We start from the raw sequence: 15,017 nt of genomic DNA, 5'->3' as shown, positions 1-15,017 counted from the left end.
TGGTCGATCCAAGTGCAGTCGAGGTTATGGCTCCTACGCCGGATGCCAGAGTGACGCTGATCTCATGCCACCCATACCTGGTGGATATTCATCGCATTGTTGTGTCTGCTGTGTTGCAAAATCCTTAAGATATAGAAATCTATCAAAGGCAAAAGTCATCATCCTATGTTACAGGGTACTGCAATTTTGCAGTCTTGATCTATCTCGACACGGCTGACAAGGAACTCACCGCCCCCACTGTAGAATCAATGATCAAACTCTTATAGACCTTTCCCATCTGTGTTGGTGCAGGCTTTAAATTATTGTCCAGCCACCATTCGATCAGCGCAAGCAGGGAAGTTGCGATGTGATTCGACGTGATGGCGATTGTCACCTGATTGCCAGACCTCGCCAAAGGGATGCAGGATTTTTGGAAAATGGCGGCGATGTTTTGCACAACTTTTTTGCGGACACGCGCCACGCTTTGGCTCTTGATCAGAATACGAAAGAGATCGGCTTTTTGTTCGATGTATTCAAAGATCAGCCTGCCCTCCGTTTCAAGGGCGGAAGTTTCGGACTGTTTCGCCAGCGTCTCGATATAACCCAGTAACTCTGCCAGCCCCTCATCCAACACTTCCATCAACAAATGGTCAATGCTTTCGAAATGCCGAAAGAAAGTGATATAGGCTACATCAGCGCGGCTGGTTATCTCTTTGATCGAAACGGAGGCATAGTCCTTTTCCAGAATCAAAGAAACCAAAGCGTCGCGCAATAGGCGGCGGGTCCTGCGAACTCTCGGATCTGCTTTTGATTTCATCGTTTCTCCATCTCTGATACAAAACCGTCAGTTTAATAACTTTTGTTACATCAAGGCGGATTTCAGGATTGACTTGAAATTCAATATAGATACAATGCTGAACATAAGTTACTCAGTGTAACACTAAAGGAGAGCACATGAAAACCATAATCGGTGCAGAAAATAATGGAAAGACTTGCAGGCCTCTTCGCATACCTAACAGTGAAAAGATGACGGTGAATCAAGTGCAAAGCGCATATGATGAAATAGCCGACCAATACGAAAAAAAGATTTGGTTCGACCAATACATTCTCGGCGTGGCGCGCCTCAAAAAGAAGCTGCTCTCCAAAGCAAGTGGCAAAATTCTGGACGTGGCATGTGGAACGGGGAAGAATTTTTCGCTCTTTGCGCCAAACAGCGAAATCACAGCAGTTGACCTGAGTCCAAAAATGTTGGAGCAGGCTCGCAGGAGTGCCATCGATCACGGACTGAACGTGAATATTGCAATGATGGATGCAGAGCATCTCGAATTCCCAGATGGAAGTTTTGACGCGGTAGTCTCTACCCTATCCACTTGCACTTTTCCAAACCCGGTCAAGGCACTACAGGAAATTAAACGCGTCTGCCGACCCGGCGGGCTGATCCTGCTTCTGGAACATGGTCATAGCAATGTGCCGTGGCTTGCAAATTATCAAGACCGCCATGAATATCAACATTATCAAGATCATGCGGGATGCCGCTGGAATCAAGACCCATTGGATCTGGTTCAATCTGCAGGTATAAAAGTGTTGAAAAGCAAGCGAGCTATATTGGACATGTTTCATTCAATTGAAGCAACACCCTCTGGAGTCGGGCAGCTTGATGCCTGACATATCCATCAGCAAGCTGATGGACTCCAGAGTCTTTTTAATCAGGAGTTAACATGACATTATCATCCGAGCGCCGCTATGACCTGGACTGGTTACGTGTGTTGGGCGTGCTTTTGCTCATCCCCTTTCACGTGGCATTGATCTTTGTATTCGACCCATTCACCATCATGTACATCAGGGATTCGGTCAATAGCCGAGCGCTGGCTGAGGTCACGGGCTTTATCCATATGTGGCACATGCCCATGCTGTTCATGATCTCCGGCGCGGCGACTTATTTCGCGCTTGGCTTTCGCTCAGCGGGAGGGTACATTCGTGAACGATTCCTGCGATTGTTTATTCCACTGGCCTTTGGCATTCTGACCTTTGTTCCGTTTACTGTTTACATCCAGTACAGCGGCGTGGTCTCATTGCAAGAAGGCTATCTTGGCTTCTTCCGCATTGACCTGAAGCAACTAGATGGGATGAACGGAGCCTTTACGCCAGCGCATCTTTGGTTCATTCTGTATCTGTTTGTCTATTCGCTGGTTGGTTTGCCAATTTTTCTATGGTTGCGTTCTGAAAAAGGCAAAGGGGTAATTAAAACTTTGGGGACACTGATGCAGGCCCCGTTGAGTCTGATCGTGTTGGGCATCCCGCTGGCGCTCGCCGCCGCCACGGGTATCCTTGGAGATATGAATCCACTGTATTATTTCTTGATCTTCTTTTACGGATTTATGCTCGCAAGTGATACTCGCTTCCAGCAATCTGTTAATAAGCTAACGTGGGTTGCATTGGCATTCGGCATGTTCGCAGCGACGCTCAACATAATGATGCCGATACGGGATTACATAGAATGGACAATGGGATGGATGGCGTTGGGCCTGGTGTATCAAATAGGGCGCTGGGCGTTGACATTGGCTGTGCTTGGGTTGGGACATCGCTTCTTGAATCGCACGAACAACTTGTTGCGTTATGCAAGTGAAGCGGCAATGCCATTCTATTTATTGCATATGACGTTCAGCGTGGTGACTGGATATTTTGTGATCAAACTCGATGCGCCCGTGGCGGTCAAATATCCATTGATCGTTTTGGTTGCCACTGGCCTAACATTGTTTGCTTACGAATTGGTTCGGCGGTGGAACGTGACGCGTTGGCTGTTCGGAATGAAGCCTGTGAGACAGGATATGTCTGTCGCATCGAATGCGAAAATCGAAAGGCAACCGTTGTAATAAACTGAAATGTGGGGTTGGTGAAAAAGAAAGGACAATGACATCCATCTGACAATTTACGATGAATAGCATAAATCTATAAAACCAAGAGTTCTAAAATAAGCATGGAGTTAAATAATGCGAATATCTTAATTCAATGCTAAAGAAAAACTTTGTAAACCTGTCTGGCATATGCTGTCTTTTGATAATAAAGTAAGGCCATACAATTTCAAAAGCGGCTGACAATGCACATCTACTGTCTCGGACTTAACCACAACACCACACCCATCAAATTTCGAGAGCAATTGTCGCTCAACGAAGATGCAATCCGTTCCGCGCTTGCCCGCCTGGCATGCGGACATCTCTCCACATCCATTGCAGAGCTTGTCATTATCTCTACTTGTAACCGCATCGAACTTTACGCGGCCTCCAATGATTCGGCAATCACCGAACTGGAGGCTTTTTTATCAGACATTTGCAATGTGCCTGCCCGGCAAATCCAGGCACATTCATACCGATTTGAAGATATTGATACAGCCCGCCATCTCTTTGATGTCGCCGCGGGACTTGACTCGCTTGTCATCGGCGAACCGCAGATTTTAGGACAGATCGTCCGTTCGCTCGAACTCTCACGCGGACAAAATATGGCAGGTCCTGTACTGAACCGACTTTTCCAATCCGCAATTCATGCGGGCAAACGCGCCCGCACCGAGACGGACATCAGCCGCAATCCTGCGTCGGTTTCATCGCTCGCCGCATCACTGGCGGAGCAGGTCGTGCGTCCCATCGCCGAAGCGCAGATCGTCATCCTTGGCGCAGGTGAAATGGCAGAACTGGCAGTGGAAGCCTTACGAAAACGCGGGGCAAATCGGATTCTGGTCGTCAACCGTACGTTGGAACGCGCCCACGCCATCGCAGACCGCTGGGACGCGCGAATCACCACGTTCGAAAGTCTCGATGCCGCGCTGACCTCAGCGGATATTTTGATCTCATCCACAGGTGCGCCGCACACCATCCTATCTGCCGAAATGATCAGGCAGGTAATGGAAACGCGCGCCCAGCGCCCTCTCTTTTTAATTGATATTGCCGTGCCGCGCGACATCGACCCCGATGCGGCGAATATCCCACACGTCAAACTTTATGACATTGACAACCTGAACGCAAAACTCGAAGGCGCGCTTGCCGAACGTATGGCGGAAGTACCGCAGGTCAAATCCATCCTCGAAGAGGAAATTATTGAATTTACAGAGTACATGAAATCAATGGAGATGATCCCCATCATCGCCGACATTCGCCAACAGGCTGAAAGCATCCGTCAGGAAATGCTCGAAAAAACCCTGCGCCGCCTGCCTGACCTGACCGAAGCCGAACGTGACCGTATCGAAGCCATGACGCAGGCGCTGGTCAAAAAAATATTGCATGCACCAACCAATCGTCTGCGTGCCGAAGCGTCCTGTCCTCACGCGCCCGAATATGCGACCGTTGCCCGCACATTGTTCGGTCTGCAAAGCGAAGGTTTTTGCGGATTCTCTGGTCAGGCCTGTCCCATCTCAAATGCTGCTGATTAGGTAAAAATGAAACTAACCTTTGCCACTCGTCCTTCCACCCTCGCCCGCTGGCAAACCCAATGGGTTATCGCCGCTTTGCAAAAGATTCACACTGACCTTTTCTGCGAAGAAAAAGTTATCACCACACAGGGTGACAAAATTTTGGATAAACCATTGCCCGAAATCGGTGGCAAGGGATTATTCACACAGGAACTTGAAAGTGAATTATTGAATGGCGACGTGCATTGCGCGGTTCATTCACTTAAAGATTTGCCCGTTGAAAATCCTGTTGGATTAACAATCGGATGTATTCCCATGCGAGCCGAAGTACGTGATGCTTTGATCTCTGCAAAAGGCTATACACTTTCGACATTACCCGCTAACGCTTCTGTCGGGACCTCGAGCCTGCGCCGCGCTTCCCAGATCCTTTTCCTCCGCCCAGACGTGAAAACCGAATCCCTACGGGGTAATGTAGATACCCGTCTGCGAAAAGCAATGGACGGTCAATATGATGCGATCATCCTCGCGGGCGCGGGATTGACTCGTTTGGGTTTGGAAAAAAATGTGACGGAATGGCTGTCACTGGATGTCATGCTCCCCGCACCTGGGCAGGGCGCCCTCGCCATCCAATGTCGCGCCGACGATCAAACGACCCTCAACCTGCTCGCTGCACTGGAACATAACCCCACGCGTAAAGCGGTCACCGCCGAACGCGCCTTCCTCAGCGGACTTGGCGGTGGATGCTCTGTTCCCGTCGCAGCGTATGCGGAAGTCAAAGGTCAAAAGTCGAAGGTCATTACGCTAACAGGCTTGGTTTCTTCAGTTGATGGAAAACAAATCATCAAAGTTGTTGGTGAAGGAAATGATCCGCTTAAACTTGGGAACGAACTTGCTCAACTAGCCATTCAACAAGGCGCAGGCGAAATTTTGAAACTCATTTCTCTTCACTAATTACTAATCACCAATCACTATGAAAGTACTAATCACTCGTCCCCGCGCTCAAGCCAATTCCTTTGGCGAAGCCTTGCAATCCGCTGGCTTTGAGCCGATCTATTTTCCTGTGATCGAAATCCGACCTGTTGAAAATAACGCCGAATTCGATAACGCAATAAAAAAATTGACGAAATATGACTGGGTCATTTTTACATCGGTCAATGCGGTGGATGTGTTTTTTGAGTATCTGGTAGGGGCGAAGCATGCTTCGCCCCTACACCATCAATTAAAGATTGCCGCCATTGGACCAAAAACAGCTGACGCATTACGCAAACACAATATAGAACCTGATTTTGTCCCTGAAGAATATGTCGCTGAATCCATTCTGCCTGGGTTGGGTGACTTACACAGCAAATGGGTTTTGCTTCCCCGTGCAGAGATTGCACGGCAGGAATTACCCAAAGCGATCTTGAAAGCGGGCGGAATCGCGCATGAGGTCGTGGTCTATCAAACTCTCCCCACAGAAGTTGATATGGATGGACTCAATACCTTGAAATCTGGTGTGGATGTCATCACTTTCACCAGCGCGTCAACTGTTGAAAATTTTGTCGCCATCGCGCGCAAAAACGATCTCGACCCATTGAACCTGCCAGGTAATCCGTTGTTTGCTTGTATTGGCCCAATCACCGAACAAGCCGCAAGAGAAGAAGGGATTGTCAATCTTGTTGTTGCAAAAGAATATACAACCGAAGGATTGGTACAGGAAATCAGTAGACAGGTAAACATATACACAAGTAGACATGCAGCTATGGAGAAACTATGACTTTACTTGAAATTTCACAATCGAAAATCGAAAATCGTAAATCAAAAATTGTAAATCGTCCTCGCAGACTCCGCGCTACACCCGCCCTCCGCGCCATGATACGTGAGACCGAACTCAACGCACGCGATTTTATTTATCCACTGTTCGTACGACATGGCGAAGGTCGCAGCGAGATCCGCTCGATGCCGGGTGTGTATCAACTGTCAGTGGCGGAAAGTGTTCGAGAAGCAGAAGCAGCTGCCAGATTAGGCGTGAATGCTGTCATCTTGTTTGGAATCCCGAAAGAGAAGGATCCGATTGGGCTGGAGAATTTCGCGGAAGATGGAATTGTCCAACAGGCAATTCGTGCGATCAAGAAAGAAATTCCAGAAATGGTTGTGGTGACGGATGTGTGTTTGTGCGAATATACCGATCATGGGCATTGCGGGGTTTTGAATATACGGAGTCCAATGTCTCCTGATATTGGAATTCCAACGTCGGGAGACGTTGGAGTCCGATATCCGCATTTACCTGAAGGATATGTGCTGAACGACCCGACGCTGGAGGTACTGGCGAAGGTTGCGATCTCGCACGCCGAATGCGGCGCGGACATCGTTGCGCCGAGCGGAATGATGGACGGCATGGTTTCGGCGATCCGTGAAGGTTTGGATTTTGCGGGCTATGAAAATCTTCCCATTTTGTCTTATGCAGTGAAATATGCTTCATCGTTTTATGGCCCGTTCCGTGATGCGGCAGAAGGTGCGCCGAAATTTGGTGATCGGAAATCGCATCAAATGGACCCTGCCAATGTGCGTGAGGCGCTGCGTGAAGCTGCGACCGACGTGGAAGAAGGTGCGGACATGTTAATGGTCAAGCCTGCGCTGGCGTATCTGGATGTGATCCGCGTGGTGAAGGATGCTTTCCCCGAAGTGCCGATGGCGGCATACAACGTCAGCGGCGAGTATTCGATGATCAAAGCCGCCGCCGCGAATGGCTGGGTGGATGAAGAAAAAGTTACCTTGGAAACATTGACCGCCATCAAACGCGCGGGGGCTGACTTGATTATTACCTATCATGCCGTGGATGCTGCTACATGGTTGGCAGGTTAGAAAGTTTGAAGGTTTTAACGTTCAAACTTTTCAACGTTCCAACTTTCAAACGAAATGGAGATCTTATGACTTTAGAAACCCTTTCCCCCCGCGCTGCCGCGGAACGAAGCGCGAATAACGCGCGCATGGTTCACGCGGACTTTGATATGGCGCCGTTTACGATTGCATGGGAAGTGACACGTGCTTGTGCCTATGCCTGTGTCCATTGCCGTGCGGACGCATTGCATCAGCGTGACCCGCGCGAACTCTCTACGGATGAAGCAAAGGACTTGATTGAACGCCTTGCTTCATTTGACAATCATCCGATTTTGATCTTTACGGGCGGCGACCCCATGATGCGCCCCGATCTGTTTGAGTTGATCAAGTATGCAGCCGAGCGTGGCTTGCGTTGTTCACTCACGCCAACAGCCACTGCTTTACCGACAAAAGAAAGACTGGAAAAAGCGCGTGAAGCAGGCATTCTGCGCGTGGCCTTATCGTTGGATGCGCCGCGTCCTGAAATCCATGATGACTTTCGCAAAGTCCAAGGCTCATGGCAGCGGACAATGGACACGCTCCATCGCGCGTATGATGTGGGTTTGAGCGTGCAAGTTAACACGACAGTTGCAAAACATAATGTTGATATTTTGCATGAGATGGTTCCGTTTATTCAGGAAGTCGGCGCTGTGCAGTGGTCGGTGTTTTTCCTTGTACCCACAGGACGTGCAATGGTAGAGCAAATGATTTCTGCTCAACAACACGAGAAAGTTTTTAATTGGCTGTACGATCTATCGCAGAATGCTCCGTTTGATATTAAGAGCACAGCCGCGCCGATGTATCGCCGCGTTGCAATTGAACGTAAACGCGCGCAAAGCGACGGCAAGCCCGTCACTTTTCAAAGCGCAGGCTTCCAATATGCAGATGGACTTCATCGCCCAACCAAAGGCGTCAACGACGGCAACGGCTTTTTATTCATCTCACATATCGGCGAAATTCAGCCGAGCGGATTTTTACCTGTAACCGCAGGCATGGTGCGCGAGAACGATGTCGTGGACGTCTATCGCAACTCGCAAATTTTCAAAGACCTGCGCAATCCCGATAAATACAAAGGCGTGTGCGGAACCTGCGAATATCGCGACGTGTGCGGCGGTCAACGCGGACGCGCGTATGGGATTACAGGTGACTATTTGGAAAGCGATCCTGCTTGTGTGTTGGTGAGTAGAGATTAGAGACTGGAGATTATTCAATGATAACTACACAACCTGTTCCCAGCTCCTTATCAGTCTCAAGTCTCCAATCTCGGTTTTTATCTGCCTGCCATCGCATTCCCACAGATACCACTCCTGTCTGGTTCATGCGCCAGGCTGGACGTTACATGCCAGAGTATCGCGCGATCCGCGAAAAATATTCGTTGATCGAGATCTGTCATCGTCCCGAGATTGCCGCCGAGGTGACATTGCAACCTGTCCGCGCTCTCGGTGTGGATGCGGCTATTCTCTTTGCCGATATTCTCCTGCCTGCAATTCCGCTCGGTGTTGGGTTGGAGTTTGCAAAAGGCGAAGGGCCTATTTTGAAGAATCCTGTTCGCACACTGGATGATGTGAAAAATCTACGACCTGTAAACCCTGAAACGGATTTGAAATATGTGCTTGACGCGATCAAGATTCTGCGCGGCGAACTTACAGATGTTCCGCTCATCGGTTTTTGCGGCGCTCCGTTCACCGTCGCTTCCTACATTATCGAAGGCGGATCATCACGTGAATTCCTGAAAACAAAAACGATGATGTATTCCGATCCGCAGACGTGGCATGCGCTGATGGAGAAATTAACTGTCGTGTTGAGTGATTATCTTGTGGCACAAATCCGCGCGGGCGCGCAAACTGTGCAAGTCTTTGACTCGTGGGTCGGCGCGCTTAATCCTCAGGATTATGAAAATTTTGTCCTGCCATATTCACAAAAAGTTTTAAGTGCGGCAAAAGCCGAAGGTGTACCCGTCATTCACTTTGGCACGAACACCACAACCCTTTTGCCTTTGATGAAACGCGCGGGCGGAGACGCACTCGGGCTCGACTGGCGCATCCCACTCGACGATGGTTGGAAATTACTTGGAGACGATGTCGCCGTTCAAGGAAACCTTGATCCCATCACACTCTTCGCGCCTCTGCCTGAGATCAAGAAACGTGTTTACGATATTTTGGATCGCGCAAACGGCAAGCCTGGACATATCTTCAATCTTGGTCATGGCATTTTACAGAACACGCCCGTTGACAATGTGAAAGCAGTTGTAGATATGGTGCATGAGTATCAGGTAAATAAGTAGACCAGTACACAGGAAAACATGGGAATGAATACGCTTGGATTAACCGCCGCAGTGACTGCCTTTCTTTCAATTTGGGGTGGGCATGTTGCTGTGAGAAAGATTGAATTCCTTTCACCGACAATATGGTTGCCTACTATTATTTTCGCCCTGCTCGGGCTGATCACTGAATACTATTCACTGATCACTGATAACTTGTCACTAAAAACTGCTCTTGGTATTTTAGGCATCACCCTGCTCTTCGACGCGTTCGAATTTACTCGCCAGCAGAAACGCATCCGCAAGGGACATGCGTCCGCGAATCCAAATAATCCGCGCCATGCACGCATCCTCGCTGAACCAAATTCGCATGCCACGACACATGATCTATTGAAGCGTGAACCGACAGGCAAACGGATCACCGATAACTGAAAACTGGTCACTGATTACCATGAACTCTTTTGGCATCCTCATCGGCATCATCACCCTGCTCATCATTGGGCTTGGCTTTCCGCTCGTCATTCGCGGCGAAAGATATTTTGGTTATTTCTGCTGGCCGTATATGATGGGAATTGGCATTCTCATCATCATCGCATCTCTCTTCATTAAGAACGATTGGCTTTGCGTGATCATCGGCGTTGTTGGTGCAACGTTCATTTGGGGAAGCACCGAACTTAAAGAACAGGCTGTCCGCGCGGAATTAGGTTGGTTTCCTTTCAACGCGATCAAGATCAAACTACCCTTCGAATCCATTATCAAAAAAATGAAAGCACCTCATCTTTAAGGTTTTGACCAATCAGTCAGAGACTATCAAACTATGCGACTAATTATTATTGGCGGCGGCATTGCGGGACTCTCTGCCGCATATTATGCAACAAAGAAGATGCCCGATGCGCAAATCACCCTGATCGAATCTGATTCGCGCTGGGGCGGCAAGATCACCACCGACCGCGCCACTTTCGATGACGGCCAATTCGTCATCGAAGGCGGACCCGACACCTTCCTTGCCACCAAGCCATATGCCACTGCTCTTTGCAAAGAGCTTGGACTTGGCGAACGATTGCATGGCACAAATCCCGATCAAAAAAATACATACGTTCTTCATCGAAATAAACTTGAGCCTCTGCCTGACGGCCTCGCCATGATGATCCCCACCAACGTGCAGGCGATTCTCAAATCACATCTTGTCTCGTGGCTTGGCAAAGCACGCATGGGGTTTGATTTCATTCAGCCTGCAAAACCCCTCAACCCCAATGATACCGGGGCAGGTAGCGATGAATCACTTGGCTCATTTGTCAGCCGTCGGCTGGGGCGCGAAGCGTACGAGAATCTGATCGAGCCGCTTATGTCTGGCATCTACGCGGGCGATGGCGATCAACTTTCCCTCGCATCCACGTTTCCATATCTGCGCGATCTTGAAATCAAACATGGAAGTCTCGCGCGCGGCGCGCTGCAAATGCGAAAAAAAAGCTTGGGAGTGCAAAGTCTCCCGACTTTGCACCGACGACAGGAGTCGTCGGACTCCGTTCCTGGTTCGCGTTCCGCGTTTCTAACACCAACCACAGGCCTCGCCGAAATTGTTGAAGCGCTGGTCAAACACCTTCAAGACCACGGCGTAAAACTTCGTCTCGATACATCCGTTTCCCAAATTGCGAAGATCGATTCTCGCTATATCGTGAAATTGGAAGATGACTCAAGCTTTGATGCTGACTCTGTCATCCTCGCCACGCCTGCATTTGTCAGCGGGGATTTGCTCGCTTCATTCGACCCGACGCTTGCTTCTGATCTAAAGAATATTCCCTACGCCTCCACAGCTACCGTCTCCCTCGCATACCGACAGAGTGACCTGACCCGCGAACTGGATGGTTATGGCTACGTCATCCCGCGCCGCGAAGGACGCAAAGCCCTCGCCTGCACATGGACATCTACAAAATTTCCGCACCGCGCGCCTGAAGGCTATGCACTCATTCGCGTCTTCGTTGGCCGCGCTGGTCAGGACATTCCGTGGAATGAAAATGATCTGCTTGCATTGGCAAAAGAAGAATTAAATCTAACTTTGGGAATCACTGCTGAACCGATCCTTTTGCGCGTCTTCATGTGGGACAAAGCCATGCCGCAATACAACCTCGGTCATCCCGAAATTCTCAAGCGCATTGATCTTGCATTGGAAAATCATCCAGGTCTTGCGCTGGCAGGTAATGGCTATCGCGGCATCGGCATTCCAGATTGCATTCATTCAGGTGAACTTGCCGTGGAAAAAATTCTAAACGGAGTGCAAAGTCTCCAGACTTTGCATAGCGATGACAGGAGTCATCGCACTCCAAAACAGGAGCAATTATGAACATCACTAAATCTATTTCCCTCTTTCAAGAAGCACAGAAATTATTCCCGGGCGGTGTAAACTCGCCAGTACGCGCCTTCCGTGCAGTGGGTGGACAGCCACTCTTCATCGAGCGCGGCGAAGGCCCATATCTTTATGATGTGGACGGCAATCGTTTCATTGATTATGTTTTGTCGTGGGGACCGCTTATCACGGGACATGCACACCCAAAAGTCATTGAGGCCATTCAACAGGCGGCATGCAAAGGGACATCTTATGGTGCGCCGAGTCCGCTGGAAATTGAACTTGCTAAAAGCATCATAGACTTTTTGCCTAACATCGAAATGATCCGCTTTGTCAACTCGGGGACGGAAGCAACCATGTCCGCGCTGCGGCTGGCGCGTGCGTACACAAAACGCGAGAAGATCATCAAGTTCGATGGTTGTTACCATGGTCATGCGGATATGCTGCTCGTGCAGGCGGGTTCAGGGGTCGCGACATTAGGTCTGCCTGATTCGCCTGGTGTGCCCGCTACTGTCGCCGCAGATACATTGGTTGCAAATTTCAATGACCTTGATTCGGTGGAAGCGTTATTCAAAAAATATCCCGATCAGATCGCGGGCATTATCGTGGAACCTGTTGCAGGGAATATGGGAGTTGTACCTCCTGTTCAGGGATTCCTTGAAGGCCTACGCAAGCTGACAACCGAATATGGCGCAGTGTTGATCTTCGATGAAGTGATGACAGGTTTCCGTGTCCACCGTGGCGGTGCGCAAACTTTATATAACATCAAGCCAGATTTAACAACATTGGGTAAAGTCATTGGCGGCGGATTGCCTGTCGGCGCGTATGGCGGCAGGAAAGAAATCATGCAAATGGTTGCGCCTGTGGGTCCGATGTATCAGGCGGGGACCTTGTCTGGGAATCCGCTGGCGATGAGCGCGGGCATCGAGACATTGAGCCTGATTCGGGGAGATGAATGTTGGAGAAAACTGGAGCAGGCTGCGGCTAATTTGGAAGCGGGCATTTCATCCGCGGCAAAAAAAGCTGGAGTTCCCATCCAACAAACGCGAGTCGGCACGATGTTCACAACCTTCTTTAGCGAGACCAAACCCGTGGGTTGGAATACAGTCAAGGTGGCGGATAAAGTCCAGTTCGGGAAATTCTTCCAAAAAATGTTGGAAAACGGAGTCTATCTCGCGCCGTCGCAATTCGAGGCAGGATTCCTTTCCATCATGCACACAGATGCAATTATTGAAAAAACACTCGAAGCAGTGACGGAGGCGTTTCGCACATGGTAACCGAGCAGAAGATTTATGACGCGGCATTGATACGCTATCGCCTTGGAAATCTGTTGATATGGTTGGGTGCGCTGACGTGGCTGCCCTTCATTGTTTTGCGAATAGCGGGAGAAAAACCATCGCTGTTTTGGTATTTGCCGTTCCACTTGATTGGTGTAATTGGTGGGTCGCGCCTGCGTGCATTTGCCCTTAAGGAAATGGGTATCACGCCTGCAAAAAAGAGTCCCTTGCAAATCCTCGGACATGGGATGATCTTCCTTGGGATTCTGGTGTGGACGCCGTATTTTTATTTGAAGTTAATTCAACAGCCCGTTGAAGTGATGAATTACTTGCCCTATCATCTGACGGGTGTAGTAGGTGGCATCACGCTTTTGTTGACAAATTATTTTGTTTCCCGAAGGAATGACGGAAAAGTTTAAGAGGCCATGGAAAGTTTTTTGGATGATTTGATCCTTTGTCAAATCCATATCGAAGTGCCAAGAGCGGAGATCGCGGGGGGAAGATTGGCAGTTTTACCGTTACAGGATGAAGTTCAGAGTTTGGTGCGGGCGGCGATGAGTCAACTCAATTTGTCGGTGTGCTCACCTATGGACAGCACAATGTCATTGCATCCTGAAACTGGCGCATATGATTGCAAATCTGGCGGGAAGTGAAGATATCCAATCAGTGTATCTGGCAAATAGACCAAAGTTGATGATGGGGTAATGAAATTCTGAACTAACAGAAAATTAAGTTGAAATTCTGTGAAATTGGGGCTTGACTCTTGCAAAGGAGCTTGCTAGAATGTTATCGTTCCCGTTATCGATAACGGGAACGATAACATCTACTATGCGTCCAAAGACAAACGTACGTCCTACAATCAAGGAGGTAGCTTCTGTGGCGGGGGTTTCCACACAGACTGTTTCTCGCGTGCTAAATGAGCGCCCCGATGTTTCACCTGAGACTCGTAAGAGGGTTCAGGAGGTCATCAAGGAGTTAAGTTACCGACCCAGTGCCTTGGCGCGCAGTTTAATTAGCCAGCGCAGCCATACCTTGGGGGTAGTAACAGCCGGTCTTAGATATATCGGTCCTTCCCGAACTTTGAGTGGAATTACATCTGCGGCAGAAGAGTCTGGGTATTCCGTACTGCTGAAGGAACTCCCCAGTTTCGATACAGAAGACATTACACCGATCTTCCAGGCTCTGCTTTCCCGTCATGTTGATGGGATCATTTGGGCTGTGCCTGAAGTTGGAGAAAACCGAAAGTGGGTCAACGACCCACCTGCTGATATTGAAGTTCCGCTCGTTTATCTAACGATGGAACCTCGAGATAATCTTTCGATTGTCTCCATTGATAATTATCTGGGCGGGCGGATGGCGATGTCGCATTTGCTCGAGCAGGGATATCGAAAGATTGGGCATATTTCTGGCCCACTGGATTGGTGGGAGTCGCGCCAGCGGATGGCCGCCTGGAGGGATTCCCTGATTGAAGTCGGATTAGATGTCAGAGACGGTCATTTTGTCGAGGGAAATTGGTCCTCGGCGAGTGGGGCTTTGGCAATCGAGAAATTGTACGATCAGTTTCCAGAAATGGACTCGATCTTTGTTGCAAACGATCAAATGGCGTTGAGTGTTATGCAGTTTTTTGGGGAAAAGGGGATACGCATTCCCCAGGATGTTGGAATTGTTGGCTTCGATAACATTTCCGAATCCGCCTTCTTTTCCCCAGATTTAACGACCGTTCAGCAGGATCAACACAGCGTGGCAAAAATAGCTGTTGCAGAGATTATTAATATCATCGAATCAGGCTGGCAGGGACTGGAACCTGTTCATCCCAAGTCTATTATTCTGCCGCCAACGCTCATTGTGCGAAAAAGTTCACTTCGAGAAGAGAAAGGCGGTGAGGCAGCGGACCATTAG

15 protein-coding genes and 1 pseudogene are annotated in these 15,017 nt (G+C 49.2%); 15 read left to right on the top strand and 1 reads right to left on the bottom strand.

The genetic code is table 11. The annotated features are described in order from the left end of the window. Nucleotides 1-199: 199 nt before the first annotated feature. Complete coding sequence (locus AC14M5_RS20365) at nt 200-796, bottom strand: TetR/AcrR family transcriptional regulator (RefSeq protein ID WP_484031551.1); 597 nt, start codon at nt 794-796, stop codon at nt 200-202. Between the two features lie 137 nt (nt 797-933). Here AC14M5_RS20365 and AC14M5_RS20360 point away from each other — a divergent pair, with 137 nt between their 5' ends. The 15 genes and pseudogenes from AC14M5_RS20360 (at nt 934) to AC14M5_RS20290 (ending at nt 15,017) form a co-directional block, all read left to right on the top strand. Continuing rightward, nucleotides 934-1,644, top strand: a complete 711-nt coding sequence (locus AC14M5_RS20360) for a class I SAM-dependent methyltransferase (protein WP_484031550.1) — start codon at nt 934-936, stop codon at nt 1,642-1,644. A 53-nt stretch (nt 1,645-1,697) separates the two neighbouring features. Further along, entirely contained in the window at nt 1,698-2,852 is a 1,155-nt protein-coding gene (locus AC14M5_RS20355; protein WP_484031549.1) for an acyltransferase family protein, read from the top strand. 224 nt (nt 2,853-3,076) lie between these two features. Then, nucleotides 3,077-4,399, top strand: a complete 1,323-nt coding sequence (gene hemA, locus AC14M5_RS20350; RefSeq protein ID WP_484031548.1) for a glutamyl-tRNA reductase — start codon at nt 3,077-3,079, stop codon at nt 4,397-4,399. Between the two features lie 6 nt (nt 4,400-4,405). Beyond that, the gene (gene hemC, locus AC14M5_RS20345) at nt 4,406-5,329 is read left to right on the top strand and encodes a hydroxymethylbilane synthase (RefSeq protein ID WP_484031547.1); all 924 of its coding nucleotides are present in this window, start codon (nt 4,406-4,408) and stop codon (nt 5,327-5,329) included. Nucleotides 5,330-5,348: 19 nt separating this feature from the next. Beyond that, a complete protein-coding gene (locus AC14M5_RS20340) occupies nt 5,349-6,134 on the top strand; it encodes a uroporphyrinogen-III synthase (RefSeq protein ID WP_484031546.1) in 786 nt (261 codons plus the stop codon). Next, nucleotides 6,131-7,222 carry a porphobilinogen synthase gene (gene hemB / locus AC14M5_RS20335; RefSeq protein ID WP_484031545.1) on the top strand — a complete coding sequence of 364 codons (1,092 nt, stop codon included), beginning with the start codon at nt 6,131-6,133 and terminating at the stop codon, nt 7,220-7,222. Before AC14M5_RS20340 ends, hemB begins: the two co-directional genes overlap by 4 nt. Before the next feature lie 125 nt (nt 7,223-7,347). Beyond that, nucleotides 7,348-8,430: a TIGR04053 family radical SAM/SPASM domain-containing protein gene (locus AC14M5_RS20330; RefSeq protein ID WP_484031552.1), complete on the top strand. Its 1,083-nt coding sequence runs from the start codon at nt 7,348-7,350 to the stop codon at nt 8,428-8,430. Between the two features lie 17 nt (nt 8,431-8,447). Beyond that, nucleotides 8,448-9,521 carry a uroporphyrinogen decarboxylase gene (gene hemE / locus AC14M5_RS20325; protein ID WP_484031544.1) on the top strand — a complete coding sequence of 358 codons (1,074 nt, stop codon included), beginning with the start codon at nt 8,448-8,450 and terminating at the stop codon, nt 9,519-9,521. A 24-nt stretch (nt 9,522-9,545) separates the two neighbouring features. Next, complete coding sequence (locus AC14M5_RS20320; RefSeq protein ID WP_484031543.1) at nt 9,546-9,929, top strand: DUF4491 family protein; 384 nt, start codon at nt 9,546-9,548, stop codon at nt 9,927-9,929. Between the two features lie 19 nt (nt 9,930-9,948). Next, nucleotides 9,949-10,281, top strand: a complete 333-nt coding sequence (locus tag AC14M5_RS20315; RefSeq protein ID WP_484031542.1) for a DUF4491 family protein — start codon at nt 9,949-9,951, stop codon at nt 10,279-10,281. Nucleotides 10,282-10,305: 24 nt separating this feature from the next. Beyond that, nucleotides 10,306-11,838: pseudogene (gene hemG, locus AC14M5_RS20310) on the top strand (protoporphyrinogen oxidase); the annotation flags it as partial. After that, the gene (gene hemL / locus AC14M5_RS20305; RefSeq protein WP_484031541.1) at nt 11,835-13,118 is read left to right on the top strand and encodes a glutamate-1-semialdehyde 2,1-aminomutase; all 1,284 of its coding nucleotides are present in this window, start codon (nt 11,835-11,837) and stop codon (nt 13,116-13,118) included. The pseudogene hemG and the gene hemL, both read left to right, overlap by 4 nt. After that, a complete protein-coding gene (locus AC14M5_RS20300) occupies nt 13,112-13,537 on the top strand; it encodes a hypothetical protein (protein WP_484031540.1) in 426 nt (141 codons plus the stop codon). Before hemL ends, AC14M5_RS20300 begins: the two co-directional genes overlap by 7 nt. Before the next feature lie 6 nt (nt 13,538-13,543). Next, entirely contained in the window at nt 13,544-13,771 is a 228-nt protein-coding gene (locus tag AC14M5_RS20295; protein ID WP_484031539.1) for a hypothetical protein, read from the top strand. Between the two features lie 175 nt (nt 13,772-13,946). Continuing rightward, complete coding sequence (locus tag AC14M5_RS20290) at nt 13,947-15,017, top strand: LacI family DNA-binding transcriptional regulator (protein WP_484031538.1); 1,071 nt, start codon at nt 13,947-13,949, stop codon at nt 15,015-15,017.

It is taken from the genome of Candidatus Villigracilis sp. (genome assembly GCF_057083605.1).
Note: the sequence above shows the minus strand (reverse complement) of the source record. Positions and strands in the feature narration are given on the sequence as shown.